The 26,957-nt window shown below is 43.1% G+C and carries 25 protein-coding genes; 13 read left to right on the plus strand and 12 right to left on the minus strand.

Annotation, left to right across the window (positions count from 1 at the left end; genetic code table 11):
• Positions 1 to 19: 19 nt before the first annotated feature.
• Positions 20 to 1,252, minus strand: coding sequence for a pyridoxal-phosphate-dependent aminotransferase family protein (locus ACO05V_RS16065; protein ID WP_421853681.1), 1,233 nt, complete (start codon positions 1,250 to 1,252; stop codon positions 20 to 22).
• A gap of 335 nt (positions 1,253 to 1,587) precedes the next feature.
• On the opposite strand from ACO05V_RS16065, the gene ACO05V_RS16070 reads away from it, so the two are divergent.
• On the plus strand, positions 1,588 to 2,025 hold the full coding sequence (locus ACO05V_RS16070; protein ID WP_421853684.1) for a DUF3010 family protein: 438 nt from the start codon (positions 1,588 to 1,590) through the stop codon (positions 2,023 to 2,025).
• 101 nt (positions 2,026 to 2,126) lie between these two features.
• Here the strand turns inward: ACO05V_RS16070 and ACO05V_RS16075 are convergent, their stop codons facing one another.
• The 6 genes from ACO05V_RS16075 to ACO05V_RS16100 all read right to left on the minus strand — a co-directional run bounded on the left by ACO05V_RS16075 (position 2,127) and on the right by ACO05V_RS16100 (position 5,241).
• Positions 2,127 to 2,534, minus strand: coding sequence for a GFA family protein (locus tag ACO05V_RS16075; RefSeq protein WP_421853687.1), 408 nt, complete (start codon positions 2,532 to 2,534; stop codon positions 2,127 to 2,129).
• Positions 2,535 to 2,726: 192 nt separating this feature from the next.
• Positions 2,727 to 3,260, minus strand: coding sequence for a DUF6985 domain-containing protein (locus tag ACO05V_RS16080; RefSeq protein ID WP_421853690.1), 534 nt, complete (start codon positions 3,258 to 3,260; stop codon positions 2,727 to 2,729).
• Positions 3,261 to 3,376: 116 nt separating this feature from the next.
• A complete protein-coding gene (locus ACO05V_RS16085) occupies positions 3,377 to 3,757 on the minus strand; it encodes a nuclear transport factor 2 family protein (RefSeq protein ID WP_421853693.1) in 381 nt (126 codons plus the stop codon).
• A 31-nt stretch (positions 3,758 to 3,788) separates the two neighbouring features.
• A complete protein-coding gene (locus ACO05V_RS16090) occupies positions 3,789 to 4,244 on the minus strand; it encodes a GNAT family N-acetyltransferase (RefSeq protein ID WP_421853696.1) in 456 nt (151 codons plus the stop codon).
• A gap of 112 nt (positions 4,245 to 4,356) precedes the next feature.
• A complete protein-coding gene (locus ACO05V_RS16095) occupies positions 4,357 to 4,902 on the minus strand; it encodes a hypothetical protein (protein WP_421853699.1) in 546 nt (181 codons plus the stop codon).
• 96 nt (positions 4,903 to 4,998) lie between these two features.
• Complete coding sequence (locus tag ACO05V_RS16100; protein ID WP_421853702.1) at positions 4,999 to 5,241, minus strand: hypothetical protein; 243 nt, start codon at positions 5,239 to 5,241, stop codon at positions 4,999 to 5,001.
• A 356-nt stretch (positions 5,242 to 5,597) separates the two neighbouring features.
• Between ACO05V_RS16100 and ACO05V_RS16105 the strand changes: the two genes are divergently transcribed.
• Complete coding sequence (locus ACO05V_RS16105; protein ID WP_421853705.1) at positions 5,598 to 6,560, plus strand: integron integrase; 963 nt, start codon at positions 5,598 to 5,600, stop codon at positions 6,558 to 6,560.
• A gap of 179 nt (positions 6,561 to 6,739) precedes the next feature.
• Here ACO05V_RS16105 and ACO05V_RS16110 read toward each other — a convergent pair whose 3' ends face one another.
• Positions 6,740 to 7,633 (minus strand): DMT family transporter, encoded by an 894-nt coding sequence (locus tag ACO05V_RS16110; protein ID WP_421853714.1) that lies wholly within the window; start codon positions 7,631 to 7,633, stop codon positions 6,740 to 6,742.
• A gap of 137 nt (positions 7,634 to 7,770) precedes the next feature.
• Between ACO05V_RS16110 and ACO05V_RS16115 the strand changes: the two genes are divergently transcribed.
• The 4 genes from ACO05V_RS16115 (at position 7,771) to ACO05V_RS16130 (ending at position 12,728) form a co-directional block, all read left to right on the plus strand.
• Positions 7,771 to 8,592, plus strand: a complete 822-nt coding sequence (locus ACO05V_RS16115; RefSeq protein WP_421853717.1) for an HAD-IIB family hydrolase — start codon at positions 7,771 to 7,773, stop codon at positions 8,590 to 8,592.
• Between the two features lie 52 nt (positions 8,593 to 8,644).
• Positions 8,645 to 9,874 (plus strand): glycosyl transferase, encoded by a 1,230-nt coding sequence (locus ACO05V_RS16120; protein ID WP_421853720.1) that lies wholly within the window; start codon positions 8,645 to 8,647, stop codon positions 9,872 to 9,874.
• Positions 9,875 to 9,969: 95 nt separating this feature from the next.
• The gene (locus ACO05V_RS16125; RefSeq protein WP_421853723.1) at positions 9,970 to 11,727 is read left to right on the plus strand and encodes an alpha-amylase family glycosyl hydrolase; all 1,758 of its coding nucleotides are present in this window, start codon (positions 9,970 to 9,972) and stop codon (positions 11,725 to 11,727) included.
• Positions 11,728 to 11,861: 134 nt separating this feature from the next.
• Positions 11,862 to 12,728 carry an ABC transporter substrate-binding protein gene (locus tag ACO05V_RS16130; protein ID WP_421853726.1) on the plus strand — a complete coding sequence of 289 codons (867 nt, stop codon included), beginning with the start codon at positions 11,862 to 11,864 and terminating at the stop codon, positions 12,726 to 12,728.
• Between the two features lie 87 nt (positions 12,729 to 12,815).
• Here the strand turns inward: ACO05V_RS16130 and ACO05V_RS16135 are convergent, their stop codons facing one another.
• Both ACO05V_RS16135 and ACO05V_RS16140 read right to left on the minus strand, forming a co-directional pair.
• Positions 12,816 to 13,145, minus strand: coding sequence for a DMT family transporter (locus ACO05V_RS16135; protein WP_421853729.1), 330 nt, complete (start codon positions 13,143 to 13,145; stop codon positions 12,816 to 12,818).
• A gap of 36 nt (positions 13,146 to 13,181) precedes the next feature.
• Positions 13,182 to 15,083, minus strand: a complete 1,902-nt coding sequence (locus ACO05V_RS16140; protein WP_421853732.1) for an ABC transporter ATP-binding protein — start codon at positions 15,081 to 15,083, stop codon at positions 13,182 to 13,184.
• A 307-nt stretch (positions 15,084 to 15,390) separates the two neighbouring features.
• Here ACO05V_RS16140 and ACO05V_RS16145 point away from each other — a divergent pair, with 307 nt between their 5' ends.
• The 4 genes from ACO05V_RS16145 (at position 15,391) to ACO05V_RS16160 (ending at position 18,276) form a co-directional block, all read left to right on the plus strand.
• Positions 15,391 to 16,584, plus strand: a complete 1,194-nt coding sequence (locus tag ACO05V_RS16145) for a Bcr/CflA family multidrug efflux MFS transporter (protein ID WP_421853735.1) — start codon at positions 15,391 to 15,393, stop codon at positions 16,582 to 16,584.
• Between the two features lie 53 nt (positions 16,585 to 16,637).
• Positions 16,638 to 16,988, plus strand: a complete 351-nt coding sequence (locus ACO05V_RS16150) for a HopJ type III effector protein (protein ID WP_421853738.1) — start codon at positions 16,638 to 16,640, stop codon at positions 16,986 to 16,988.
• 179 nt (positions 16,989 to 17,167) lie between these two features.
• Entirely contained in the window at positions 17,168 to 17,989 is an 822-nt protein-coding gene (locus ACO05V_RS16155) for an HAD-IIB family hydrolase (protein ID WP_421853741.1), read from the plus strand.
• A gap of 125 nt (positions 17,990 to 18,114) precedes the next feature.
• The gene (locus ACO05V_RS16160) at positions 18,115 to 18,276 is read left to right on the plus strand and encodes a hypothetical protein (RefSeq protein WP_421853744.1); all 162 of its coding nucleotides are present in this window, start codon (positions 18,115 to 18,117) and stop codon (positions 18,274 to 18,276) included.
• A 56-nt stretch (positions 18,277 to 18,332) separates the two neighbouring features.
• On the opposite strand, the gene ACO05V_RS16165 is transcribed toward ACO05V_RS16160, so the two are convergent.
• Together ACO05V_RS16165 and ACO05V_RS16170 are read right to left on the minus strand one after the other, a co-directional pair.
• Positions 18,333 to 19,829, minus strand: a complete 1,497-nt coding sequence (locus tag ACO05V_RS16165; protein WP_421853747.1) for a TyrR/PhhR family helix-turn-helix DNA-binding protein — start codon at positions 19,827 to 19,829, stop codon at positions 18,333 to 18,335.
• 23 nt (positions 19,830 to 19,852) lie between these two features.
• Entirely contained in the window at positions 19,853 to 21,058 is a 1,206-nt protein-coding gene (locus tag ACO05V_RS16170; protein ID WP_421853750.1) for an ROK family transcriptional regulator, read from the minus strand.
• Between the two features lie 152 nt (positions 21,059 to 21,210).
• Between ACO05V_RS16170 and ACO05V_RS16175 the strand changes: the two genes are divergently transcribed.
• From ACO05V_RS16175 to ACO05V_RS16185, 3 genes are all read left to right on the plus strand, one after another.
• Positions 21,211 to 22,401 (plus strand): AGE family epimerase/isomerase, encoded by a 1,191-nt coding sequence (locus ACO05V_RS16175; RefSeq protein WP_421853753.1) that lies wholly within the window; start codon positions 21,211 to 21,213, stop codon positions 22,399 to 22,401.
• A 108-nt stretch (positions 22,402 to 22,509) separates the two neighbouring features.
• Entirely contained in the window at positions 22,510 to 23,541 is a 1,032-nt protein-coding gene (locus ACO05V_RS16180) for a M48 family metalloprotease (RefSeq protein WP_421853756.1), read from the plus strand.
• 427 nt (positions 23,542 to 23,968) lie between these two features.
• Positions 23,969 to 26,860: a two-component regulator propeller domain-containing protein gene (locus ACO05V_RS16185; protein WP_421853759.1), complete on the plus strand. Its 2,892-nt coding sequence runs from the start codon at positions 23,969 to 23,971 to the stop codon at positions 26,858 to 26,860.
• Positions 26,861 to 26,957: the final 97 nt, after the last annotated feature.

A 26,957-nucleotide genomic window follows, 5' to 3' on the forward strand; every position in this document is an offset into this window, starting at 1 on the left:
CCTCGCTTATTTATACTTATTAAGCCACTTGATAAAGCGTACGAGGCACACTTTGCAAGTAGGCTTCCATTTCAGCCATGCCGTTTGGTTGATCGACTTTCACACCCAAGTCGCGCATGGTGCTGCCAAAGGCATGTAGAGTACGGAACAAGTTATGTTCGCGGCATTGCTCGCCCATTTGGCCAATGCGTACGATTGGCTGACCAAATGATCCAGCGATCTCAACTCGGTACATTTCCGAAATATGTCGACAGATCTGCCCCGCTGTTAAACCTTCTGGAATGTTAATACCAACCACTGAGTTCAAACGCGAAGCCGGTGGAATAAACAACTCTAAGCCCATTCCTTCAATACCCGATTGCAACGCTTTAGAACAACGCAAATGACGAGCAAAACGATTTTCTAACGTCTCATCACATACCAGCTTCAATGCTTCATGTAACGCCATGATGCCAGAAACAGGCGCTGTATAATGATAGCCATCATTGTGCCAAAAGTTCTCTGCCAGCTGAGCATCAAAACACCATTGGGCGGTAGGCTTGGTGCGGCTTTTAACTGCGGCCCAAGCTTCATTGGAAAACACCAAAAGCGATACACCCGGAATAGATGACAAGCCTTTTTGACCACCCGTGATCACCACGTCAACTTGCCAAGCATCCATTTTCAGCGGCATAGTACTTAACGTACAAACCGCATCCACAACCACCAAACAACCATAAGATTTAGCGATCTTGGTGATTTCTTCTAAAGAGTGGTTAAACACGGTATTCGACGTTTCGCCTTGTACCAGCGTTAACACTTTTGGACGCGTTTCTTCGATGGCTTTACGAACACGCTCTGGATCTGCTGCTTCATGAACACCAACGTGCAACTCATGAACATCGGCGCCAATACGCATCGCCATTTCCGCCATACGATGACTAAAGAAGCCATTGTTAATACATAAAATACGCTCACCCGGTTGCAACAAATTGGCTACCGCCATTTCCATCGCGGCTGACGCTGGCCCTGCTACGCCAAGTACCCATTTAGACTCTGTTTGAAACACATAACGCGCCATTGTTTTTACTTGTCCAATAACCTGCGCCATCACACTACCAAGGTGGTTAATCACCACAGAATTGGCCTTGGCGACACGCTCAGGAATAGGAACAGGGCCCGCGCCCATCATTAGCAAAGGTTCGTGAGGAAGGATTTCGTCTAAAGATTTCACCTGGGGACGAGGAATCCCCATTGGCGATGAAGCAGTCATTTTATGCAGCCCTATGTTAGTTAAAATTAAGAAGCGGTTAAAATTAAAAAAAATGGTCAATATTGAAAAAACATCTCTAGAGTAAAAAGCAGTTATTTACATTTTCACAGTAGAAAATATCGTGATTTTCGTTTTAACAAAATAATATTTGGCAATAGTACAATATCCCTGCGAATAATAAGAGACAGCAAACTGAAAAGAGTGTAATAAACTGGCTGCTTTCACTTTCGCCTTACATCTGACTGGTTTCCATTTCAACAAGCAGTATTTTTTACTCTGCGAAATACCTATTAACTGTGCGATAATGCGCGAAATTCCCTATTCAGGATCTCGTTATGATTACTTGTGGTATCGAAATTAAAGGCAGCGAAGTGATTCTTTGCCTTCTGTCTAAGCAAGACGGACTATTCCAAATCGCAGATTGTCGCCAAACTCGACACACACTTAGCAACCCAAACGACAGCGAAAGCGTTCGTAAATTTCAGTTCATGCTGAAAAAACTCTTTGAAGATTACAAAGTGAAAAGAGCCGTTATTCGTGAACGCCCTACAAAAGGCAAATTCGCTGGCGGCGCGGTAGGCTTTAAAATTGAAGCGGCGATCCAATTGATCGATACGGTTGAAGTCGACTTGTTCAGTGGCGCAAAAGTAAAAGACATCCTTCAGCACAACCCAATGCCGATTCCCTTCAAAGCCACAGGCTTACGTGCATTCCAAGAAGGCGCCTTCACCGTGGCGTATGCCGCGCTTTCTGAATACATTCCTGAAGCGTAAGTAGTAAGATTTCGCAATAAAAAAACGGACTCCATTGAATGGAGTCCGTTTTTTTATGCTCTTTATTGGATACAAACGACGGAAATGATAAATAACACCGACTATTTTCTCGATGGCTCGCGCCTTTCATATCTGGGTAAATCTATGTCTAACTCTTCCCAGTTGCCTTTTGAGGTGATGAAGTTATGAGAGATTGGACGTTCAACGATATCACTGTCGATTACCCCTAAACGGATTCTTAACTTGTCCGGCTTTGCTGAGTTTGAACTATAGATTGGCACACCGCATGACGAACAAAAGTATTTCCGCTTACCCTCACTACTTTCGTAATACGTAAGAGTGCCTTTTGCGTCGTTAAGCTTGAGATCTGACTTGTTCACATAACCATTTGTTGCAAACGCACTGCCACTCGCTTTTCGACACAGTGAGCAGTGACAATAAATAGGATCAGTAATTCCACCATGAAGCTCAAACTGGATAGAGCCACACAAACAACTGCCTTTGTACATTTCGCCTCCGAGGGAAGAAATAGATATTTTCTTAACGCTTGTTGGTTGAGGAAAGGTCACGTAATTTATAATTTAGAGTCTTTTGGGGTCAGGTGAAAATTAAGACTATTTTTCATCTGCCCCCAATTATTCCAGCGGAACACCGAAGGTGTGTAGCGATGTTTGACAAACTTGTTAGATTTGCTTGGGATTCTATTCAAAATCAAAGGCATCTGAGCCATGACCGCTTTCAATTATTTTTAAACCGTTAAAACTTGCACCAGCTCCGTGCTCATCTTCCCAAGAGCAGCCAAACTCTATACCAAATCTAGGTTCAGCATCAGTTCCACTTCCTTTAACATGCACTGCTACGATGCCGCAGAGCTTCTTTAGATCTTTAGAAGATGATATTTCAGGAACAACTTCATCTGGGTCTTCATCAATGAGGCTTTCAATAACTAAGTCACGCATTTCCCAAAATTGCTCTACGAAGGACTCTAATGAAAGATCAAGTAATTCCTCTCCATACTCTTCTATCCAATTTACAATGCTGAGAAATACTTGTGTATCCAAGTCTCTGTCACAACAGAAATGCACTTCTCCGTCTGAAGCTTCAGGACTTGAAACGGCCCCATAAGCACCATTTCTAATTTGAAGACCTGCGAATCCCTCCACTTTCTTAGAAGTGTACTTGAAATATTCATCCACGATTGTCTCAGGATATTTTGGTGGATTTACGCTATACATTTGTTCCTCTGAGAAAATCTAACGCTAAGCTCAATGGAGCACCCACTGAACTTTCAACAAATTCATCACCTTATACCAAAAACTGCGGACCGTAATGCTTCCATTGCAGCGCCTTGTTAAACAGTAATTAAACTCGAATGGGCAGCTATTACTTCCCAGTGATTACCTTCTGTATTTTGCCAAACTCGGGTGAACCTAAATGTTCCATTCGTTGGATTACCATCATAGTTACCATTGATTGTTACCTTGGCAAATACAACTGCTGTATCCTGTTGCAATTTTATCTGCTGGTCTTCGACTGCAATATTAGATATATGCAACAAACCTGATTTATGTGCTTCTAAATCATCTTTTTTGCCAAGGATTTGACCTAAATGATTCGTAAAAATTAGATTGGAAGACAATAGCTTGTCTAAGCTAACGGTGTCAGACTCAAGCATTGCTTTACACAATAATTCTTCAGCTTCCAGAATTTGAACTTCTCTATTATTTTCCACCGTAGCTCCTTTTTACTGTTTAACGCCGCAATCACGCGCTTGTCGCGTGCATTACCTTGTTAATTTTGATTGCCATAGGCTGATAAACGAGACCAGCCGACTCACTTGCTTCACCTTTGCACTCGAACCCGTACTTTTCATACGCGGATACTGAAGACAGGGACGCACTAACTGTAATAGTTTCAACCTTCGCATAATTTATGGCTGATGAAAGCAGTTTCCTCCCAATACCTTCTTTCTGACGGTCAGGACTTATAAAAAGCATTGCAACATGACGGCCTTCCTTAAGTTCGATGACGCCCTCAATTTGTCCATTGTCTTCTGCGACTAGCATCAAGTTGTCGCCCTTCATTCTTTCAAGAAAGGAATCACTCGCAGCAATTTTCGAAAAGGTTGCAACCCCTTCCTCTGACAATGTATATGCAACTGATTGCAAAAACGAAGCCATGCAAGTTGCGCTTACGGCTTCAAGATCTTTCTCTTCCATTTTCCTGACAATCACCAATATCCTCCTAGAAATTAACGCCGCTATAAAAGGCGCGCGTTAGCGCGTCCAGTGGAGGCCGTTTTTTTGGCCGGAACGATTTTTGATAGCCTTGTTATGTTTTTGATTGAAGGCGCATACCATTGCCTTGTTTAAAATTACCTTCATGTATTAACCCAGTTTCATCTGGAAAGCCATATTGAGCAGCCTCGTTAGCTAGCACTGTTTCTAACTCTGCTAGTTCAACAGGGTTGGAAGGCATTTTTATCCAGATGTGACCGATATTGAATGCACTTTCTTTATCTAGACGATAGCAGCACTCAAAGGGCGCCAAAGCTTCAATTAGGTTGGTGCGGCCACCCATTGTAGAGTTAAGAGCTGAGTTTGCTAAGGCAACTTCAAAAGTTATAGCAAACGCAAAATTCGAATACTCGATTTCATCAGCATCATCTTCCGCTTCTTCGTACTCTACTAAGTATTGACCTTCTCCTAGAAAAGACGAATCAATTTGGCTGATGCGTTCCAGTGCTCTAGGATGAACTGTAGAGTAAGTAATATCTGAAACACCGCCAACAAGTGTGATTGATACAATCACAGCCTTAGTCAATGATTTAAGCCATTCTAGAAATGACTTTTTATTCTTAAATTGTTTCTTGCTCATAGTTTGTAAACATAACGCCTTTAGCAGCGGTGAGCGTAGCGGGTCCAGCCCACGGGACTTTTCCGTGGGCGATGCTGGCTAAACTTGTTATGAGTCTTAGCTCCAGACAGAGATTTGTACATTGTACTCTTGGTTTGGTGCTGGATAGTTTTTCATTTCAAGCTGGCAGTTGGGATAAATCTTGCCTAACTCTTCCAATAAAAATGGGGCGGCAGCTTCAAGAACATTTGCAATTTCATCGTGCTCGCACCAAGAGTAATGGATTACTTTTCCAAAATCGCCTTCTGCGCGAAATTCATTTTCTTCAATTTCTTTTCTTACATACTCTTCAACAGTCATAGCTGATTCCCTTTTCTTTGGACTCATAACAGTTTAATAGTGCGCATGCGCGTTTACACATTTCAGAAACTTTCTTTGTATCACTATAAATCACTGACTCTAAAGCCATTAATAGAAATATCAACAAAAGTTAAAACTGGAAAAGCGAGCGTGCGTGTTATTTCATTTATCCACAGCGCGTTATTTCTGCTCTGTAAATCCTTATTCATTGATACTAAAAGACTTTCTAACCAGCCACCAGTAAAAACACGCATTTTTTTGATTATTTTTCAGACAAAACACGCCAAAAATTGGCAACCCAAAAAATAAACTGTATATTTGTACAGTTCTTATCAATTATCCACAAGGAATGTGCGATGTCTTCCAGCCCTTTTCTCAATTTTATCCGCCATGAACTACGTCTTCGTGGCTATAGCTTAAAAACAGAAAAATCATATCTATATTGGATCAAATATTTTATTCGATTCCATAAGCTACAGCATCCTCAAAACATGGGCGCGGAAGAAGTAAGAACGTTTTTATCGTTTTTGGCGGTTGAGAAAAATGTTGCAATTAATACACAAAAATCGGCCCTCAATGCCCTCGCCTTTTTATATAACAAATTGCTAAATCAACCATTGGGTGATTTAGGGTTCCAGCATGCTAAACAAGGACGGCGTTTGCCTATTGTTTTAGCTGCCAATGAAATTCAAAACATACTAGGCTGTATGAATGAACGAGACCACTTAATATTTTCGTTGCTGTATGGTTCTGGCCTTAGAATTAGCGAATGCTTACGCATTCGAATTCAAGATATTAATTTGGATCAGGGCAGTTTGGCGGTACGATGCAGCAAAGGCAATAAAGATAGAACCACGATTCTTAGCCGTAAATTAGCTGAATCTTTAAACAAACAAAAATCCTATGCTCAAAAAATCCAACAAGACGACAATACAAAGGGATACGGCCCTTCTTTGCCCTTCGCGCTGTCTAGAAAGTATCCAAACGCATTTCGTCAATTAAGCTGGATGTTTTTATTTCCCTCTACATCAATCAGCCCGCATCCTTTGACTGGCGAATTATGCCGGCATCATTTACATGATTCAGTACCTCGTAAAGCATTAAAAACAGCAGTTCATGAAGCAGGAATTAATGAAAAAAGAGTAAATTGTCACACCTTCCGCCATTCTTTTGCGACTCACTTATTGATGGCCGGACGAGATATAAGAACTGTTCAAGAGCTGCTAGGACATAATGATGTATCCACAACACAAATTTATACCCATGTTATAGGTCAACATTTTGCTGGAACAAATAGCCCTCTCGATCAGATCTTGTAAAACATAAGAGAATTATTACGTTGTCGGCCTAAAGTTGTGAGGTGCCACCTTGTTAGGAGGGAATAAATACAGTGTCGGGCTAAAGCCGCGATCTACCCTATATATTGGACAAAACAACGACCAATTTTCAATCAAAAAACCTGTCGATTATGGCGCATTAGGACATAAACGCACCAAAACTAGGCGTTTTTAGAGGTTCGTTTTCTTGCAAGAATAACGAGTAGTACGCCACCTAGGACGCTTAGCGTTGCGATAACGAGGTGTAAGGTGATGGATTCATTGGCAAAAACTAAACCTCCTATTGTGGCAATGATAGGAACCAGTAGCTGTAACACAGCAGCCATGGAAGCACTAAGATAAGGCAAGACAGCGTACCAGATGGCGTAGCCAAGACCAGACATAATAGCGCCAGAAGTGACCGCTAGAATAATGCCTTCAAGTTGTGCGTTCTGTGGTTCATCGCTGTAAAAATAAATAACCACTAGTGAAATCAGTAGCATGGGAATGGTTCTGACGAAGTTAGACGTTGTGGCAAACAAAGGCTTAGCCGAGATTTTGCCTCGCCATGTGTACAAGCCCCATGCCACGCCTGCTAACGTCATTAAGACGAAGCCCAATAAAGAAGGTGACGATAAAGTCGGAAGCACTAAATAAACAAAGCCAGCGAAGGCTATCGCCAGTCCCAGCCATTCCAACCAAACCAGCTTCTGCCCTGCCCACACGGCGAATAAGATCAAGGTCAGTTGCACGGCACCAAAGAGTATTAAAGCGCCTATTCCTGTTTCTAATGTGACGTAGGCATAAGAAAAGCCCAAGGCATAAACAAACAGCGCAAGCGCCGATAACCAACTACCTTCTAACCAGGCGGCTTTTAAATCAATCTGTTGCTGCTTTAAAGACTGGAATACACATAGTAAAACCAAGGTCACAGCGCCACTGAGCAAGCACCACGTGGTAAATTGAGCTGGATCAATAAGACCATCGCTAAGCGCCAGACGACACAAAACAGAGTTCGCCGCGAATGCCAACAAAGCAAGAATCACAAAGACACATAAACGTAGCAAACTTGTCATCAATTTGTTCAACAGCCTAGCTAATCTTAGGACTGTCCTCATAAGGAAAACGCCACTTTTACGCACTGGCACCAGATTTGCAAGTCTCATACTAACGTCCACCAGCGGTATTTTGATGGGCCCAAAAAGGAATCGACATGACAACACTTTTAATTTTTACAGATTTGGATGGCACATTACTCGATCATCATACCTACAGTTTCAAACCTGCGCAGGCGACATTACAGTCGCTGAAGACTTTTTCTATCCCTTGCGTCATCAACACCAGCAAGACATTTGTGGAGCTTATGTCTCTTAGACAGGAGCTCAATCATCAAGATGCTTTCATCGTGGAAAATGGCTCTGCCGTTTATATTCCTAAGCACTTGCGCCTTTTTGTCGACGAAACGCTCGAAGATTGTGGAGATTATTGGCGCAAGTCATTTGGCCCGAAACGAGACGAGCTAATCGAACTCACCAATGACAAACAAGAGCAATACACATTTAAACGCTTCAGTGAGATGACTTGGCAAGAACTGGTTTCAATCACTGGCTTAAGTGAAGAAAACGCCAGACAAGCCATGCAACGAGAATTTACCGAACCGATGCTTTGGACAGATTCCAACCTTGCTCTTAATGCATTGCGTGACGACCTTGCGCCATTTGGCGTGCAAATTCAAAAAGGCGGCCGTTTCGCTCACCTAATGGGCGAGCACTGCGACAAAGCAAACGCTATGTTATGGCTCAAGACGCTGTATGAACAGCAAAGTGATGAAGACGTTACCACCATGGCATTAGGCGATGGCGAAAACGATGTAGGCATGTTGAGCAAAGCCGACATTCCAGTAGTAATTCGCTCTCCTGTCCACGCGCCACCAGAAATCCCCAACCGTTGCGACGCTTGGCTAACCGATGCGTATGGTCCAGAAGGTTGGGCTCAGGCGGTTAATTTGCAACTCACTAAGCAGGGTATTTTGTAATCAACGGACAGAACAATAAACAAACCATTATTACGACTTTAGGAGAATTATCATGGGCGACTTTCATCAAAACGGTAACATCACCACACTACATAATTTGGCACACCGCCCGTTAGAAGAAATGGAAAAAGAACTGTGTGAGTTTGCTAAAACGCGCCCAATGTCTCTTATCCTGCCTTGCCTGTATTCCGAGTTGGAAACAGATGCCATGCCGAATATCCTTAAGCATTTGCAGCAAGTGCCCTACTTGTCTGAAATTGTTATTGGCTTAAACAGAGCAACAGAAGACCAATACCGACACGCATTAGAGTTTTTCAGCGTATTACCGCAAAACGTCAAAGTACTTTGGAACGATGGCCCTCGCCTACGAGAAATCGACAGCGTGTTAAAGGGCGAGCATCTTTCGCCATCCGATCCAGGCAAAGGCCGAAATGTGTGGTTCTGCATGGGTTACAACCTAGCCGCTGGCAAAGCCGAATCCATCGCCATGCACGATTGCGATATCGTCACTTATGACAGAGAACTTCTGGCACGCCTTATTTATCCGGTTGCTAACCCCAACTTTAACTACGAATTCTGTAAGGGTTATTACGCTCGTGCAGCCAACGGAAAAATGAATGGTCGTGTCAGCCGTTTATTGGTCACGCCTTTATTGTGTTCGCTCAAAAAAGTCTTTGGGCATCTAGATTATTTGGATTACCTAGACAGCTATCGTTATCCATTAGCAGGCGAGTTTTCTTTCCGTCGCGATGTGATGACCGATTTGCGTATCCCGAGCGATTGGGGATTGGAGATTGGCGTACTGAGTGAAATGTACCGTAATTACTCGACCAACCGTTTATGTCAGGTGGATATCGCCGACATTTACGATCACAAACACCAAGACTTGTCTGCGGATAATGACGATGGCGGCTTATCTAAAATGTCCATCGACATTACCAAAGCGATTTTCAGAAAATTGGCAACAAACGGCACTATTTTCAACCAAGAAACTTTTCGCACCATAAAAGCCACCTACTATCGTGTTGCGCTAGACTTCATTGAAACTTACCGCAACGATGCGGAAATCAATGGTCTAAAATTAGACGTTCATACGGAAGAACAAACGGTCGAATTGTTCGCCAGCAACATCATGAAAGCTGGCAATCAATATTTAGACAACCCAATGGAAACGCCTTTCATACCTAGTTGGAACCGTGTCGTAAGTGCTTTCCCTGGCGTGATGAATCAGCTTGCTCAAGCTGTCGAATTGGATATGAAAGAATTCGGACCCCAAAAATAGCAGTCAAAAAAAGAACTGGCCTTAAAAGCAATCTTTTTGCTAAGTTGAATGTTACTAGGTTGCTTTTCAATCACTAAAAAGACAGGTAGATAAACATGGAAAACGCCCCTTTGTCGCATCTAGAACAGCGCTTAATCGCTCATTTGCAAGTCATTTACCCAAGCTTGGACAATAAGGATTTGGCAGCAAAGTGTTTAACCACGTTTAATCTAGACCCGTCAACGGAGTCTCCTCGTCCTCATAGAAATCTATGGGATCAATCTGACATTATGCTGATTACTTATGCAGACACCTTGCGCAGAAAAGAAGAAGCGCCGTTGGAAACACTGCACAAGTTTGTTAAAAGCAAATTGTCCGATTGTATTTCCGCTATTCACTTGCTGCCGTTTTTTCCTTACAGCTCAGACGATGGTTTTAGTGTGATGGATTACACTACTGTTAATCCATCTTGCGGACGTTGGGCTGACGTGGTGAACCTGTCGAAAGATTTTAAAGTCATGGGCGACTTGGTGATTAACCATTGCTCAAGCCGAAGCATGTGGTTCGAAAATTATAAAGCTGGCGTTGAACCGGGTGCGAGTTTCTTTTATGAAGCCGATCCTAATGCTGATTTAAGTGCTGTGGTTCGCCCTAGAACATCGCCATTATTACGTGAAATACAAACCAAAAATGGCGAAAAACACGTTTGGTGTACTTTTAGTCACGATCAAATCGATTTGAATTTTGAAAACCCAGTCGTTCTATTAGAGTTCCTACGCATTATTCGCTTGTACCTTGAAAAAGGCATTCGCTGGTTTCGCTTAGATGATGTGGCGTTTCTATGGAAAACCCCCGGCACCTCTTGCATTAACTTGCCACAAACCCATGAAGTCATCCGTTTGTTAAGATTAATGATTGAGCACTACGCACCAGAATCAGTGATTATCACTGAAACCAATATCCCCAATCAGGAGAACTTAACCTACTTCGGGAATGCCAACGAGGCGCATTTAATTTATAACTTCTCTTTGCCGCCTTTGCTTATCAACAGCTTGGTAACCGGAAACAGCAGTCACTTAAAACAGTGGTTAATGAGCATGACACCTGCTCAGCAAGGCACAACCTATCTTAACTTTATCGCGTCCCATGACGGCATTGGATTGCGCCCGACGGAAGGCTTACTGTCTGAATGGGAACTGGAAACATTGATCAATACTATGAAACGCTTTGGCGGCAAAATCAGCTCACGCACTACGCCGCAAGGCGAAGCCAAGCCTTATGAAATCAACATCAGCCTTTGGAATGCCTTATCAGGATCCGCGCTGCACGGACCGGACAAATGGCAGTTTGCTCGTTTCCTTTGCGCTGCTGGCGTGATGATGGCGCTAGAGGGCGTACCTGCCTTTTATATCCATAGCTTGTTTGGTACAGAAAACGATTTAGAGCGTGTGGACAATACCGGTCAATTTCGCTCAATAAACCGCCATATATGGGATATGGAAGATTTAGATCATGTTTTGAATACGCCAACTCATCATCAAAAAGTCTTCCAAAGTTTCACCAAACTAACACAAATCCGTCGTGCTCAACCCGCCTTTCACCCAAATGCTACTCAGTATGTGTTACACATGGGTGAAAACCTATTTGCCTTCTGGCGTCAAAGTTTAGACAGACGCCAAAGTCTATTTGCGGTGTACAACATGACGGATCAACCGCAGAGCTTTAACTTATCCGAGCTAAATTTAATCGCCACAGACGATTGGACAGACTTAGTTTCCGAACAAGTTTATGAAGATCACTTGGGCAAGGTCACCTTAATGCCGTATCAATTTGTTTGGCTGGCCAATAAGAAGGGGAAGATTAAAGGCAGCTAAAACTTGTTTCATGTTTAGCAACGCATCGTGCCGCCGATTTCTGTAATATCTGAGAGCAAAAGTGAGACAATGATAACCATTATCAAAAAAGATAATATCTAATTTTCACTTCAAACTCTCAGGTATTTGTGAACATGATGAACCTACGAAAAATAATCGCCATTGGCGCATTAGCCGCCATTAGCCAACTTTCTGCAGCAGAAACCCAATTACCAACCACTGCCATTTATGACCTCGGCAGCTTAGATACCATGACAGCCCTTGGTCTTGAAAACCATGTGGTGGGAGTGCCAAAGCAAGGCTTACCAGACTATTTACAGCAATTTAACGATGCTCGTTATACAGACGTTGGTGGGCTAAAAACACCAGACTTAGCCGCTCTCAAAGCAGTTCATCCTGATCTTATTATCATCACTGGTCGCCAAGCCGGAAAAAGAGATGAGCTTGCCGCCATCAGCGCTGTAAAACAAGCTGGGATTTCTGGTGATGATTATTGGCATGGCTTGAGTGAAAATGTCATCTCTATTGCAACGATCTATAACGCGCAAGACGCATCTAAAAAAGCACTGTCTGACTTAGAAGCCGACATAGAAGCCACCAAAAAACATATCAATCATAACGCAACCGTATTGGTTGTTACCCACAACAATGGCTCGTTAGGCTTGCGTGAAGACGCCATCAGCAGCCAGCTTTTAGGGTTAAAAACAGCACAAATCCCAGCCCATGTTGAATCACATAAACGCGGCACCCGTACGTTCACGCCGCTTACTATTAAGGACATCGCTGAAACCAACCCAACAACCTTGTTTATCGTTGACCGAAGTGCCGCGATTGGCGACACCAAAAACGCTCTAAACTTGACCAAGTTAAAAGCAGAATTGGCAGCACAAGGTGCTGGCACCATCAAAGTCGCTTATTTATCACCTAAGCTTTGGTACTTATCTGGCAATGGTTTACAAAGTGTACGTATGCAAGTAAAAGAAATCGCCGACGCTCTTTAATTCAATAAGCGCTTTAAAAATCACAAAAAATCCCTCGTCGATGTCTATCAGCGAGGGATTATTGGTCAATTCTAATATTGGTCGATTTTAGTGATTTACTGTTTTGGAAAAAACGTTAATCACTACGACTCCAATCACAATCAAAGACATTCCAATACAAGCCGCCAAATCCAGCTTTTCATTGTTGAATAGATAGCCAAACACCGAAATCAAAACAATACCTAAGCCAGCCCAAATTGCGTAAGTCACGCCTGTCGGCATAGAACGCATCACAATCGACAAAAGATAAAACGACATAGCGTAACCAACCACCAGCCCAATACTTGGGCCCAATTTAGTGAAGGAATCTGACGCTTTTAACGCTGTGGTCGCAATGACTTCAGCCAATATGGCGAGAAACAAAATAAAATACGTCATAAGCCCTTCTCCACATTAAACATTCAATAATAAATACTAGCTGGTGGATTTCTCTTGCTGAATACCGTCAAGTTCAACGTCATCAAGCACAGCATCTTCTAAGTCAATGTCTTCTGCCAAGAATCCTCCGGTTTGATGCGCCCAAAGTGAGGCATAAATACCCGCGTGTTGGATCAACTCTTCATGACTGCCCTGCTCAACAATGTTGCCTTTATCCAATACAATCAAACGATCCATTGCCGCAATGGTCGACAAGCGGTGAGCAATCGCGATAACGGTTTTGCCTTGCATCAGTTTGTATAAGCTCTCTTGAATCGCCGCTTCGACTTCAGAATCCAATGCCGACGTTGCTTCATCTAGAATCAATAAAGGCGCATCTTTTAACAAGACTCGCGCAATGGCAATACGCTGACGCTGACCACCGGAAAGCTTGATACCGCGTTCACCAACCATGGCATCGTAACCGGCATTACCAAACGGATCGGTTAAATCTTGAATAAAGTCATGGGCTTCGGCCTGTTTTGCAGCTGCAATCATTTCTTCTTCCGTTGCATCAGGACGACCATAAAGCAAGTTTTCACGGACTGTTCTATGCAGCAAAGAGGTATCCTGAGTCACCATACCAATTTGACCACGTAGTGAATCTTGCTGAACGCTGCTAATGTCTTGTCCATCAATGCGAATTTGACCCGATTCAATATCATGAAAACGCATCAGTAGATTCACAATCGTTGACTTACCAGCACCAGAGCGACCCACAAGGCCGACTTTTTCACCCGCTTTGATCGACAACACAAGGTTTTCAATCACCTTACTGTCTTGCTTTCCATAATGGAAATTCACTGCATCGTATTCAATAAGACCATGAGGAACCGTAAGCGCTGGCGCATTTGGTTTGTCCTCTATTTCGATAGGTCGAGACAGTGTTTTCATGCCATCGTTTACCATACCGATGTTTTCAAATAACGCGCTGATTTCCCACATAATCCACTGGGACATACCGTTAAGTCTAAGCGCCAAACTCACCGCAATCGCGATAGCGCCGACACTAATAATACTGCCCGTCCACAACCAAATAGACAAAGCCGCTACCGAAAACGCCAACACATAGTTACAAGTTTGCACACCGACACTTAGCATAGTGACCAAGCGCATTTGCTTATAAACAGTCTGCAAGAAACCATCCATGCCATCTTTTGCATAATCCGCTTCACGCTGATGATGAGAGAAAAGCTTCACAGTTGAAATATTACTGTAGCTGTCGACAACTCGCCCAGTCATAGTCGAGCGCGCATCAGCTTGATCTGCTGAGACCTTTTTCAGCTTAGGAACAAAGTACATTTGCAGCAAAACATAACAAACCAACCAACCTAACATTGGAATCATCAAGCGATAATCTGCTTTGGCAATCAGCACCACCATAGAGATAAAATACACACCGATGTACACCAATACATCAAGCAGTTTCATCACAGTCTCACGTACTGCCAGTGAAGTTTGCATCACCTTGGTGGAAATGCGCCCAGCAAACTCATCCTGAAAAAAAGACATGCTTTGACGTAAAATATAATGATGGGACAACCAACGGATACGCATTGGGTAATTCCCTAAAAGCGTCTGATGAATAATCGCCGAATGCACAAAAGTTACCAATGGCATAACCACAACAATCATCAAAGACATCCACATTAAATGTGCGCCTTCTTCAGCAAAAAAGGTGTCTGGATCTTTATTGATTAACCAATCCACCAACTGCCCCATAAAGCTAAACAAAGTCACCTCTAATATGGCAATAGCGGCGGTCAAAAGAGACATTAACAACAGCGGAAGCTCTACTCCTCTGGAGTAGTAACGACAAAACGCAAACAAGGTTTTTGGAGCTTGTACAGCTTCTATATCAGGATACGCAGGCACCCATTTTTCAAAAAAACGTAACATAATTTACCTTCATTAAACCTTTTAACAGCGACACCACTGGAAAAACAAAATAGAACAACAATGGGTGCAAGACAGGACAAAAACAAAGTGTCTTTGCCGTATAGAAATGGATTTGAAATTGAACCACGTTCCCAATTTGAAAACCAGAAAATATGGCCCTTTCAAATTGCGGTTTATAAGGTTTTACTTAGTGTTTGCACAATTAAACTAAAAGACTCGGTGTAAACCGATTATAATTCATCGGGCCTTTTTAGGTGTATTACTTCTGCCCAATAAAAACCGATTCATTCAACCATTAAGCTGATATATGAAACTCACATTTCCCATTGTTTTAGTTCTCGGTCTTTTGTCTGGGCTTACGCCGTTGGCGATTGATGCCTACCTTCCCAGTATTCCCACCATTTCAAAAAGCCTAAATACTGATATTGGTCTTATCCAGATGACCTTGAGTATTTATTTGCTGGTTTTCGCTTTCATGCAAATTCTCTTTGGCCCAATTTCAGATGCAGTGGGACGACGTAAAGTTGTCGTCGGTGGATTAACGGTTTTTGCTATTGGTAGTTTTATTTGTGCATTAACGCAAAGCTACGAACTCCTACTTGCCGGTCGAGCTATTCAAGCCTTAGGCGGGGCGGCCGTTGCCGTGTGTGTGCCAGCCTTGGTCAAAGATAGTATGTCCATTAACCAATTCGCCAAAGCCATGTCGATGATTATGCTGGTAATGGCATTGGCACCTTTGGCTGCCCCCATTATCGGTGGTGCGATTCTTACTATTCTAAATTGGCACTACATTTTTGTTTTATTAGGCATTTTAGCCATTCTCTCTATTGTGCTTTTTTTACGCACTATTCCTGAAACCTTGCCCGAGGAAAAACGTACTCCCTTTTCCTTTGGCAACGCCACTCGAAACTATATTATTTTGCTCAAAAATCGTTCGGTAATGGGATACATTGCGGCATCGGCTTTTTATTTTGGCGGCATGATGAGCTTTATTACCGGTTGCTCGTTTGTGTATATTGAAATTTATGACGTGGATCCAGCAAACTTTGGTTTTCTACTGGGTTTAAATGTCATAACTATGATGTTTGCCTCGACCATTAATGGCCGCTATGTTGAAAAGCTAGGCACAGAAATATTAACCAAATATGCTATTTATATCCCTCTCGTGGCATCTGGCCTAATGATTATCCTCAGCTTTTTTAATCATCCACCAATGTGGCTTATTATTATGTCTAGTATGTTGTTTATTGGACCGATGGGGGTTTTAGGCAGCGGATTTATGGCGGGCGCACTGAAGTATGCCGGCAATCATAATGGCAGCGTAACAGCACTGGCTGGAACGTCCCGCTTTGCGTTTGGTGCTCTTGGGGGCGCAGTAATTAGTGTGCTCCACAATGGCACCTTCGTACCAATGCTTGGCACAATTGCCGCGTGTGGCATTATTGCTTTCACATTTTTGAAAGTTACCGTTCGTTATGCGAAACCTGTCAGCGAACAGTAATCTTAATCCGTAATTTTAAAAACTTTATAACAAACCAATAAAATGGAGCCACAATGTTAAGTACTCAAACGCTCATAGAAAAAATCAAAAGCACACCTGAGCAAGTACAATTCAAAGAAGTCATTGATGTGATTGAGCGTGAATACGAATTCACGCCAGCTGCGTTTTCTAACGGCAAACAGGCTAATGGCATTAATGAAAACAATGGCTCTTGTAAGATTTTTTCTTTCGGGTCTATTCACCAACTAACTGAAGCTGAAACCCTGAATTTATTTGGTGATTTTTACCGTGTCGATGTTTTAGAAAAACCTGAGGCAACAGACCACCAAAACATTCGCCAATTCATCGAAAATGGCTGGAGCGGGATCACTTTCACCGCTACAGCATTGGTTCAAAAAGCTTAATTAGAGAACAAACCTAATAAGAGCAAAAACTTACGCTCGAAGCTTCGCTAAAGGGTCGTTATGCACTCGCACAACGCCCCTTTATCATTTTACCTAGCTCATCAATTAAACATCCGAAAGAGTTGAAATTCCCTCTCATAAAATGCGATAGTGCGTAACCCTGAATGAAAGAGGTGGTTATGGAGTTAGTGGCATTTGATCTAGATGGAACCCTTCTGAATCGGCATCAACGCCTTTCTGAATACACGCTCGAAACCCTAGAACGCCTAAAATCCGCGGGCATTTTTTACACGGTTGCGACAGGCCGCACGCATTTTACAGCTATGCCTTGCATCGAAGGCCATGCTTTTCCAAATTGGCAAATCTTCAAAAATGGCGTCGAATGGTGGGAACCTCAACAAAATCTTTACCGTCATCGCAACCTTCTGTCTCAAAGCCATATTTCAGAGTTGCTAACCTCGTTTGAAGAAAACCAAGTCACGCCTTTTATTTTCTGCCTTGAAGACGATGGTTCACACCGAGTTTACCATTCGCCATTGTCAGGCCATTTGAGCGATCACATCGCCAATGAGCTGGGTAATCATAAAAATATGAGCCTTCACCCAATAGCCGAGCTATCTCATAGCGCAAGAATCACCAACATCAGCGCCATGGGTCGACCTGAGTTTATTGAAAGGATTGTCCTAGATAGTCAAAAACACAGCCACTTAACGGCCTACTCAGGCGGCGGCATTTATAACCCTGACGCGTTCTGGTTGGATATCCATCACAGCAACGTGTGTAAAGGTTCTGCCTTGATGGAACTTAAAGCAGAAGTGGGTGCCGAAAGGTTAGTTGTTTTTGGTGATGGGGATAACGATCTTTCTATGTTCTCGGCATCAGACGAAGCCTTTGCAACCGATAACGCATTGCTTCATGTGAAAGATGCTGCGACGGATGTGATTGGTCATCATGATGAAGATGGTGTAGCAAGATACCTAAGAAAAAGGTACAACTTGTAATCTTCAATTCAAGGGTTGATTTACAAATTTTCCCCTCCATTTACTTAAAGACAACATAAATGCCTTTACCCAACGATCATTTTGAACCATGATTGTTAAAAGAATAATTAGTTTGGAGAAATGCCATGTTTGAATTTTTGTTATTCGTCGCTGCCTGCGCAGCAATTGCTTTCTTGGTAGCCAATATCCAGAAACACACAGCACAACCGAAAACAAAGCTACAACCAATTAAAATTGAGCGCGAAGAAGCACGTCGTCCCGTACCACGTCATAGACGCCCATACTAAATAACCTTTTCTCCATTCTAGGTAAACGCCAGACTGAAACCTTTTCAATCTGGCGTTTATGTATTTATCCCATACTCTTTCAGCTTATTCGCTATCGCGCTGTGGCTCATACTTACGGCTTTCGCAAGCTTTCTTGTACTAGGAAAGCTTGGGTAAAGTCGCTTCAATAGTTCAGCCTCCCATTGCTTCACTGTTACTTCTAACGAATCATTAATCAACGCCATATTTGCCAAGCTCTGGTTTTCTGGTAACTCAATATCCTCTGCTTGCCACTCTTTCTCTTTAACCGTTAGCAAAGTTTGTAGACAAATATTTTGTAATTCTTTCAAATTACCGGGCCATGAATACAAGGCAAACTTGGTATATACACTTTTAGAAATAGCAGGCACAGACAAGCGATAACGCTCAGCCTGTTCCAATACAATTTGCTGCACCAAGCCCGCCAAATCTTCTTTTCGCTCTCTTAAAGTTGGCATAGAGAGCACTAAAGTCGCTAAGGTGAAATACAAGTTTTTGTTTAAGTTCTTACTGTTCGCAAGATCAGCGGTACGTAAAGAGGACAAACTCACCAAGCGCACATTAGTATCAAGACTCGTGCTGGCGCCTGTTTGTCGAGTTAGCCAACTCATCAAGCCCATTTGCACTCGCTCATCAAGATACTCAATATCGTCAATCACAAACCAGCCTGACAGTTTATCTAACTCCGTAATGTCTTCTTTCACCATTTCTCTGGCATGGCGAATGACCAACTGGGCGTCTTTATCACCTTGAAGATTTTTCCAGTATTGAAAGAGTGCATCAATTAATCCTCGTTTGCCGGTTCCAACCTCACCTCGCACCAGCAAAGGCATAGTTACTTCTGTAAAGGCTTTCGCCTGAATCAAGGTTCTTTTCATCGCGTCACTTTGGATGACAGCTGATTGAAAATAGGTGTCTAAATGATTTTCCGCATCAGGCGCTTGTTTTAGCCTCGCCGTTTGTCGATCTAAACGCGTTTGAGACTTCAGATAAATCACGGTGCCGGCAGGAATTTTGACCCCGCTATCATCGCTCACAAAAAATGGCTTCATTTCTAACAACAAAGTTTTGCTGCGAATACGAATACGCTTACTCATACTATCGCGTGGATTTGCCCATGCCTCTTTAGAAAAAGAAATGCCCTTGATGAATTGCTGTACTGGTTTATGCAAAAGATTCACGATGGGAACGTTCAAATCTTCCGCTGCTAGCTCAGTTACCATGGTGATATGACCTTTTAGGTCGACAGAAATCACACCATCTGGCAAGGCTTCTAATAGGGTATAAAGGGCGTTGTGCTCTCTTTCAGATGGCGTAAACATCACGGTTTTGACATCTTCCACACTGTCTAACCGACGAATATCCGCCAATAGCTGCTGCAGTTTTGAAAAAGGAATATCGGAAAAGCCACAGTAAATACAACGTCGTTTGGTATCCACTTCCACTAAGCGCATATCGATACCATGAGGAATAAATAGATCAAGAGCTTCTCGCACCATACCGATTCGATCTTCACATTGTATTTCTAATCTCATGGCTATTCTCTTGTTTTAGATGATTATAAAGCGGTTTTGGAACTCAATAGCAACAGATTTTGCTGCGGTGCAAAGCTTCCATAAAGTGGTAATACAGCCGCCCCTAACACGCCAGCGGTATGACTGGTTTGAGCAATGCGAATTGCGGGCAACGGCAACATACTGTGCGACGTTAACGTATTTTCGATACAAGCAATTAACGCGGTTAACACGGGTGGCGGCAAACGACCACCAATCAGAATGGCCTCTGGATCATATAAGGCAACAACCGACGCCAAAGCTGGCGCTACTTCAAACGCGACTTCCCTCGCCCATTGTTCAATAAGTGTCGCGTATTGATCGGCTAACCACATTTCATCCGAAGTCGGCCACAGAACTTGTTTATCAGCAAAAAACCGACGCAAAGACGATAATGACAAAGCTTCAAGAATCCATTTACCATGCTTGCCCGTTGCCGTAGGAATTAAACCAAAGCTACCGGCTTTTCCGTGCGCTCCAAAATAACACTCACCGTTGGCCACAAAACTGCCGCCACAAGCAGTACTGACAAAGAGGTAAAAGAAGTCCCGTTGTGGTGCAACCGATGCCAGCAACAACTCGCTGGTCGCCGCGGCAACAGCGTCGTTCTCGCAAAAGCATGGCACGCCCGTTAAGTCCGCCAACCAAGTTTCAAACGCATCCGATTGCCAATAAGCCAAAGCAGCTTTTAAATTTTCCAAATCTGTTCTTTGATCCGAATCCGTCACCAAGGTTTCTAACCAAGAATCCATATAATCTGGTCTTGCCAAACCAATCCCTTGAATCTTGCTCCAATCAGCACCAAGAGTGGCTTTTACTTCTTCAATTAACTCTTTCGCAATGGCTTTTGCTAGATTTTCAGTGGGAAAAGACACCATTCGTTCTAACAGCAAAACACATTCGCCACTAAAATCTAGCAAGGCCGCGCTGATATGATCGCGATCGACATTAATGCCTAAGCCATAAGCACCTTTTTTGTTGATACTAAGTTTTATTGAAGGCTGACCACGACGGCCTTTTACTTTGCCATCGATTTGCAATAACTGACGCTCTAACAAAGACGAGGTAATCACGGAAATTGTCTGTGCACTCAATCCGGTTTGCTCGGCGATCTTTACTCGGGAGATTTCCGGATGCTGCCGAACCAAATGTAAAATAATACGTTCATTATAAATGCGGCTTTGTTCTGAGGTACTACCTGATGATTTCATATAATCCTATTCTCATATTGAGCCAGTAAACTAATTATTGCCATTTAATAAATCTAGTTGATTTAATAACACAACTCATTAAGATGAGAAATCAGTATTACAAAAATAACAAGCTCGCATTATACAGCAGAGCCAAAACAAAGGACGAAGTCATGCCTTCTTTTCCAGAGTTTACATCTAGCACTTTTTTGAAAGAACATATCCAATCAACAATGAATTTCTATCACCCAAGCTGCATTGACCCAGCAGGTGGTTTTTTTCAATTTTTCAAAGACAATGGCGACATTTACGATACTGATACGCGCCATTTAGTCAGCAGTACACGATTTATTTTTAATTACGCAAAAGCGTATCAAGCAGAAGGCAAAGCCGACTATTTAGACGCAACACGTCACGGCTTACACTATTTGAGAAATCGTCATCGCCGAGAAAATGGTGGTTATGTTTGGCTGCTAAGCAAGGAGCAAAACCTTGATGAAACCAACCATTGTTACGGCTTCGCCTTTGTCATGCTCGCTTATGCAACCGCCTATAAAGCCGGTGTAGAAGAAGCAAAACCATGGATTCAAGAAACCTTTGATGTCATGGAGAAACATTTTTGGGACGCTGAGTTTGGTTTATACAAGGACGAAATATCCAGCGACTGGCAAGATGTTTCGCCTTATCGTGGACAAAATGCCAACATGCACAGCTGCGAAGCACTGCTTGCTGCTTACGACGCCACACAAGAGCCTAAATATCTTGAGCGCGCCACATTGCTAGCCAATAACATTTGTTTGCGCCAAGCGGCGCTTGCTGGCGGGGAAATTTGGGAACATTACACAATTGATTGGCAAATTGATTGGGACTACAACAAAGCCGATCCAAAACATTTGTTTCGCCCTTGGGGATTCCAACCAGGCCACCAAACCGAATGGGCCAAACTGCTACTCTTGATCAACCAACGTTCGTCTCTAGACTGGTTAGTTCCCACCGCTAAAAAGCTTTTTGATTCAGCCTGGGAAAAATCCTGGGATGAAACCAACGGCGGCCTTTGTTATGGTTACGATCCTGAGGGAAATATTTGCGACGGCGACAAATATTTTTGGGTTCAAGCCGAATCCTTTGCGGCCGCTGCGATGTTAGCCCTCGCCACCAAAGAAGAGCATTATTGGGACAAATACCAGCAACTTTGGCAATACAGCTGGTCACATATGATCGACCATCAATACGGCGCTTGGTTTAGAATTCTAACTCAAGACAATAAGGCTTTCGATGACTGCAAGAGCCCAGCAGGCAAAACCGACTATCACACCATGGGCGCTTGCTATGAAGTCATTGAACAACTCGCCAAGCAATCTTAATAACCTTATTGCGTAATCTCTCTACTGAGTGGGGGCTAACATTCTATTCATTGCTAAAATGGAGTATGATGCAGCCCCTACGATTAGTGGACACGGGCCTCTTCCCTTATGCAGTTAGACAAAATAGATCTTAACTTACTTCGTTATTTAGACTCCTTACTTCGGGAGCAAAATGTCACTCACGCCGCCAACCAGCTAGGTATCACACAACCAGCGATGAGTAACGGGTTAAGACGTTTAAGAGATCTATTTCATGACCCACTATTAGTCAGAACCAGCGATGGCATGATGCCAACTGCTCTGGCAATTCAACTGCAACCACGTGTTCAAAGCATCTTACAATCAGTTGATGAAGTTCTGCACCTAGGACAAAGCTTTGAAGCGGAATCCAGCTCGCGCGTTTTTCGCATTATGGCCAGCGACTACGCAGAAGCAACCCTAATTCCACCACTGATGAAAAAGCTCCAAGCCGAAGCGCCAAATGTCATTTTAGATGTCATGAATCCAAGTGATGTGAGCTTTCACGATGTTGAAAAAGGCAAAGTCGATTTGGTCATCAACCGTTTCGATGTATTACCACAATCCTTCCACCAGAAATCGGTTTGGGTTGACGATGAGCAGGTAAATGCCTTTGCTCTGCCGGGTTATAAAGTGGGTGTTTATACTGGCTTGTTGAAAGTGGCGGACAATCAATCCCAGTTAGCGGCGGTGGTCGGTCATGAGTTAGCCCATGTGATTGCGCGACACGGTAATGAACGTGTTTCGACTCAGTTGGCGACGAGCCAAGCTTTGGCATTGGGTTATCAATTAAGTGGTGAGGAATCACCAGAGAAAGTCGCGATTTTCCAAGCATTGGGGCTTGGTGCTCAAATCGGGATTATTTTACCTTTTAGCCGTACTCATGAATCGGAGGCAGATTTACTCGGCCAAGAATACATGGCAAAAGCAGGATTTGACCCAAGAGAAAGTGTGCAGCTATGGCGAAATATGAGCGCCAATGGCGGTAGTAAAACACCGGAATTATTGTCAACCCATCCAGCCAACTCAACTCGAATTGAAGGCTTACAAAATGCCATGCCACCTAACCTCGCCACTTACGAGACATTGGTTGCTCAAAACAGACAAGCTCAGTGTTATTAGTTATTCAATCAACCATTCCCCAAAGCGCAGATTAAAACATTATTAGCCATTTAGTTTGCGCTTTATTCTTTTCATGATGGCTTTTAAGCCGAATTTATTACAAAAATATTACTGCGCAACCCAAATACCTATAATAAACATTTCCATCTAAAAATTTAAAACACCTTTTCTAAAATATAAGAGTCAATTAAATGTCTTATCCCGACATTTAAAGCGTTTGTGGTCTTTTTGTTAACATTTAGACACATTGTTTTAACATCAATATGCTATTATTTTGCACAATTTTGGGGGTCACTGGCCTTTTTCGGATTTAATTTACATTAGCGCGTTATTAACGAATAGGCTGCCATTCTCGTCGCTTCACATGGCGGTTTAGCGAAATATCATCAGGCTCGATGTTAGTAATTTGTATAAGTATGAGGGAAAAATGACGCTTATCAATCAGCAAAAAATGATGACATCATTGTTAGGGATAATGCTGATATTAACGGCAAGTGTTGCACAAGCAAAAACACTACTGACAGATTATTTCAGAGACACTTGGTCCACTCAAGAAGGTCTACCTCACAACAGCATCAACGCCATTGCGCAAACTTCGGATGGCTATTTATGGTTCGCCACCTGGGAAGGCGTGGCACGTTACAATGGTCGCGAATTTCGTTTTTACGAACGTTCTAAACAAACTGGCATTCTAGATTCTGGAACACGCGCACTGGTCTCTGATGATCAAAATGGTTTATGGGTTGCTGGCGTAAGAGGCAGCATCACTTATCGCCAAAATACGGACTGGAAACCACAGTTGCCAGCGCAAAGTATGGTGAATCATTTACTCATAGATAAAGCTGGTAATACTTGGATTGCTGTTGAAGGTTTAGGCGTATATTTGCGTCCTAAAACTGAAACAAATAACACCGAGAAAAAAGAGCAATGGGTTCTACCTAATATCAGTACATCTCGATTATTAGAAGACAGTCAAGGACGAATTTGGGCAGCAACGAATAACGGCTTATATGAAGTTAATGGCCAAGATAAACAAGAAGTACTCGCTCAATATAACTTACTCAATCTACATGTTTATACTCTGATTGAAACCCATGATAAACAACTTGTGATAGCGACAAACAGAGGTGCCTACCTCCTAGAAAAAGACAAAGCTCTATTGCTACATCCAAATTTGGCGGGGGAAGCGATCACTTCGTTAATGGAAGACGACGAAAACAATCTATGGTTAGGCACAACCAAAAAAGGCCTTTTTCGGCTGAGTAATAACCAGCTAGAGCGTTTTGATACTCAATCTGGCTTACCAAATAATCGTGTTCTGTCGATTTTACAAGATCTAGAAGGCAGCATTTGGGTTGGCACTAATGGCGGCCTGATGCGACTGCGAAAAGCGCCATTTACCACTTGGACAAATAAGCGAATGTTAGTGGGCAATTATGTGCGCAGCGTCATCGACCTTGATGACGGCTCAGTGTTGGTCGGTTCCAGTGAAGGACTAAGCCTTATTCGTAATAATATTGCCAGTGCCGCGCAAAACAATAATTATCCCGTTTCAGTTCTCAGTTTTGCTAAACGTCGCGAAGGTGGCATTTGGGTCGGTACCTATCTTAATGGTTTAATGCTCTGGCAAGATGGGCAATTATCGTCTCAGCTTACTCATAATAATGGCTTACCAAGTGATGAAGTAAGAGCCATTTTAGAAGACAGTCAGGGAAATTTATGGGTCGGCACAACCAATGGATTGGTTCGAAAAGATCCTACCGGACACCAGCAAATATTCACCCGTGAATACGGCCTACCTGACAATTATATTTTGGCGTTGGCTGAAGATGACCAAGGCCAGATCTGGGTTGGAACTGGCCTTGGCGTTGCCAAAATAAGCGCCAGTGGCATTGAGATTATCCCTATCCACAGCCAAGAAGAGGCAGAATACGCATTTGGTTTTTGGGTGGAGCCTGGCTTTGTTTGGATTGCATCTGACCGAGGCTTGATTCGTTATAAACAACAAGACGGCACCTTAGGCTTAATTGGCCGACGAACTGGCTTGCCTATCGATAAACTTTTTCAAGTCGTTTACGACAACGTTAATGGCCTTTGGCTCACCAGTAACCGCGGCATTTGGCGCATTGATTACCACGTCGCTCATGCTGTGGTAGAAGGTCGTCAAAGCCAAATAGCGTTCGAGCATTTTTCAGAAAGCGATGGCATGGCAAGTGCGCAGGCAAATGGCGGCTCAAACCCAGCCGCTATTGCGATGCCCGATGGTAAATTATGGTTCGCGACCGCTAAAGGGGTCACCATGATAAACAGCTCGACCATTTCTCAAAAAAACACTGCCCGTTTGCCTCTCGCAATTGAATCCATCTCAGCCGACGGGAACGATTTGTCACCCAATAAAAACAATGTCTTACCAGCGGGTACAAACCGAATCGTGTTTCATTACGCTGGTTTAGGCTACGTGATGTCTTCGCGAATAGAGTATCGAACTTACCTCATTGGCTTTGAAAAGGATTGGGCATTACGGGGCAAAAACACCATCGCAGAATACACAAATCTTGCCCCTGGTCTTTACCAATTTCTGGTCAGCGCTCGCTACCCTTACAGCGATTGGCAAAATGCGAATCAAGTTTATACTTTCACTATTTTGCCTCACTTCTGGCAGCGCTTAGAGGTGCAAATCAGCTTAGCATTCTTAGTGTTAGTCATTTTAGCGGGCGGGTTACGTTGGCGCTTACAACGCCTAAGAAAAAGTGAGTTACGCCTAAAGGCGCTCGTTGAAAAACAAACCTACGCCTTGCGTCGACAATCGGAAGATTTTCAACGCCAAGCTAACGAAGATCAACTAACTGGACTACCAAATCGTCGCGCCTTTGATCGTTGGCTGAGCGAAAAATTCATTCAGGCCAAGCAACAAGAATCGTCATTGGTGTTGATCATTATGGACATAGATCACTTCAAAAAAATCAATGACCATTACTCTCACCTTATTGGAGACACCGCAATAAAAGCCCTAGCGACTCAGCTTCAACAGCTTGCGGGCGATCAGGTTCATGCGGCTCGTTGGGGCGGTGAAGAATTCACCTTAGTGGTAGAAAACTTAATTGTTGAAGATACCGCCGCGTATTGCGAAAATATCCGCCATTGCATTGAAGACTTCGACTACAGCGATATTGCTGACGACTTCAAAATGACCGTCAGCATGGGCGTGGCCTTTGCCCATCAAGTTGAAAACTATCCTGATTTACTCCGACTCGCCGACCAAGCTTTATATCGAGCCAAGGAGCAAGGCCGTAACCGAGTTGAAATTTGGCAGGAATAAGATTTAGTCGATAAAAAACAAAAGCCGAGACAACACTTCCACTGCCATCTCGGCTATTACGAATACCAATCCTCGATACTGTTGAAACGAAGGGTGT

This window comes from Marinomonas sp. (assembly GCF_965225885.1).
Taxonomy (GTDB): domain Bacteria; phylum Pseudomonadota; class Gammaproteobacteria; order Pseudomonadales; family Marinomonadaceae; genus Marinomonas.

What these genes read in the sequence shown, in the direction of transcription:
- ACO05V_RS16095 (WP_421853699.1), bottom strand. Translation starts at nt 4,902, where the DNA reads ATGAGCAAGAAACAATTTAAGAATAAAAAGTCATTTCTAGAATGGCTT.
- ACO05V_RS16185 (WP_421853759.1), top strand. Translation starts at nt 23,969, where the DNA reads ATGACGCTTATCAATCAGCAAAAAATGATGACATCATTGTTAGGGATA.
- ACO05V_RS16145 (WP_421853735.1), top strand. Translation starts at nt 15,391, where the DNA reads ATGAAACTCACATTTCCCATTGTTTTAGTTCTCGGTCTTTTGTCTGGG.
- ACO05V_RS16165 (WP_421853747.1), bottom strand. Translation starts at nt 19,829, where the DNA reads ATGAGATTAGAAATACAATGTGAAGATCGAATCGGTATGGTGCGAGAA.
- ACO05V_RS16170 (WP_421853750.1), bottom strand. Translation starts at nt 21,058, where the DNA reads ATGAAATCATCAGGTAGTACCTCAGAACAAAGCCGCATTTATAATGAA.
- ACO05V_RS16090 (WP_421853696.1), bottom strand. Translation starts at nt 4,244, where the DNA reads ATGGAAGAGAAAGATCTTGAAGCCGTAAGCGCAACTTGCATGGCTTCG.
- ACO05V_RS16180 (WP_421853756.1), top strand. Translation starts at nt 22,510, where the DNA reads ATGCAGTTAGACAAAATAGATCTTAACTTACTTCGTTATTTAGACTCC.
- ACO05V_RS16110 (WP_421853714.1), bottom strand. Translation starts at nt 7,633, where the DNA reads ATGACAAGTTTGCTACGTTTATGTGTCTTTGTGATTCTTGCTTTGTTG.
- ACO05V_RS16175 (WP_421853753.1), top strand. Translation starts at nt 21,211, where the DNA reads ATGCCTTCTTTTCCAGAGTTTACATCTAGCACTTTTTTGAAAGAACAT.
- ACO05V_RS16115 (WP_421853717.1), top strand. Translation starts at nt 7,771, where the DNA reads ATGACAACACTTTTAATTTTTACAGATTTGGATGGCACATTACTCGAT.
- ACO05V_RS16080 (WP_421853690.1), bottom strand. Translation starts at nt 3,260, where the DNA reads ATGTATAGCGTAAATCCACCAAAATATCCTGAGACAATCGTGGATGAA.
- ACO05V_RS16065 (WP_421853681.1), bottom strand. Translation starts at nt 1,252, where the DNA reads ATGACTGCTTCATCGCCAATGGGGATTCCTCGTCCCCAGGTGAAATCT.
- ACO05V_RS16075 (WP_421853687.1), bottom strand. Translation starts at nt 2,534, where the DNA reads ATGTACAAAGGCAGTTGTTTGTGTGGCTCTATCCAGTTTGAGCTTCAT.
- ACO05V_RS16135 (WP_421853729.1), bottom strand. Translation starts at nt 13,145, where the DNA reads ATGACGTATTTTATTTTGTTTCTCGCCATATTGGCTGAAGTCATTGCG.
- ACO05V_RS16120 (WP_421853720.1), top strand. Translation starts at nt 8,645, where the DNA reads ATGGGCGACTTTCATCAAAACGGTAACATCACCACACTACATAATTTG.
- ACO05V_RS16150 (WP_421853738.1), top strand. Translation starts at nt 16,638, where the DNA reads ATGTTAAGTACTCAAACGCTCATAGAAAAAATCAAAAGCACACCTGAG.
- ACO05V_RS16160 (WP_421853744.1), top strand. Translation starts at nt 18,115, where the DNA reads ATGTTTGAATTTTTGTTATTCGTCGCTGCCTGCGCAGCAATTGCTTTC.
- ACO05V_RS16155 (WP_421853741.1), top strand. Translation starts at nt 17,168, where the DNA reads ATGGAGTTAGTGGCATTTGATCTAGATGGAACCCTTCTGAATCGGCAT.
- ACO05V_RS16125 (WP_421853723.1), top strand. Translation starts at nt 9,970, where the DNA reads ATGGAAAACGCCCCTTTGTCGCATCTAGAACAGCGCTTAATCGCTCAT.
- ACO05V_RS16070 (WP_421853684.1), top strand. Translation starts at nt 1,588, where the DNA reads ATGATTACTTGTGGTATCGAAATTAAAGGCAGCGAAGTGATTCTTTGC.
- ACO05V_RS16140 (WP_421853732.1), bottom strand. Translation starts at nt 15,083, where the DNA reads ATGTTACGTTTTTTTGAAAAATGGGTGCCTGCGTATCCTGATATAGAA.
- ACO05V_RS16100 (WP_421853702.1), bottom strand. Translation starts at nt 5,241, where the DNA reads ATGACTGTTGAAGAGTATGTAAGAAAAGAAATTGAAGAAAATGAATTT.
- ACO05V_RS16130 (WP_421853726.1), top strand. Translation starts at nt 11,862, where the DNA reads ATGATGAACCTACGAAAAATAATCGCCATTGGCGCATTAGCCGCCATT.
- ACO05V_RS16105 (WP_421853705.1), top strand. Translation starts at nt 5,598, where the DNA reads ATGTCTTCCAGCCCTTTTCTCAATTTTATCCGCCATGAACTACGTCTT.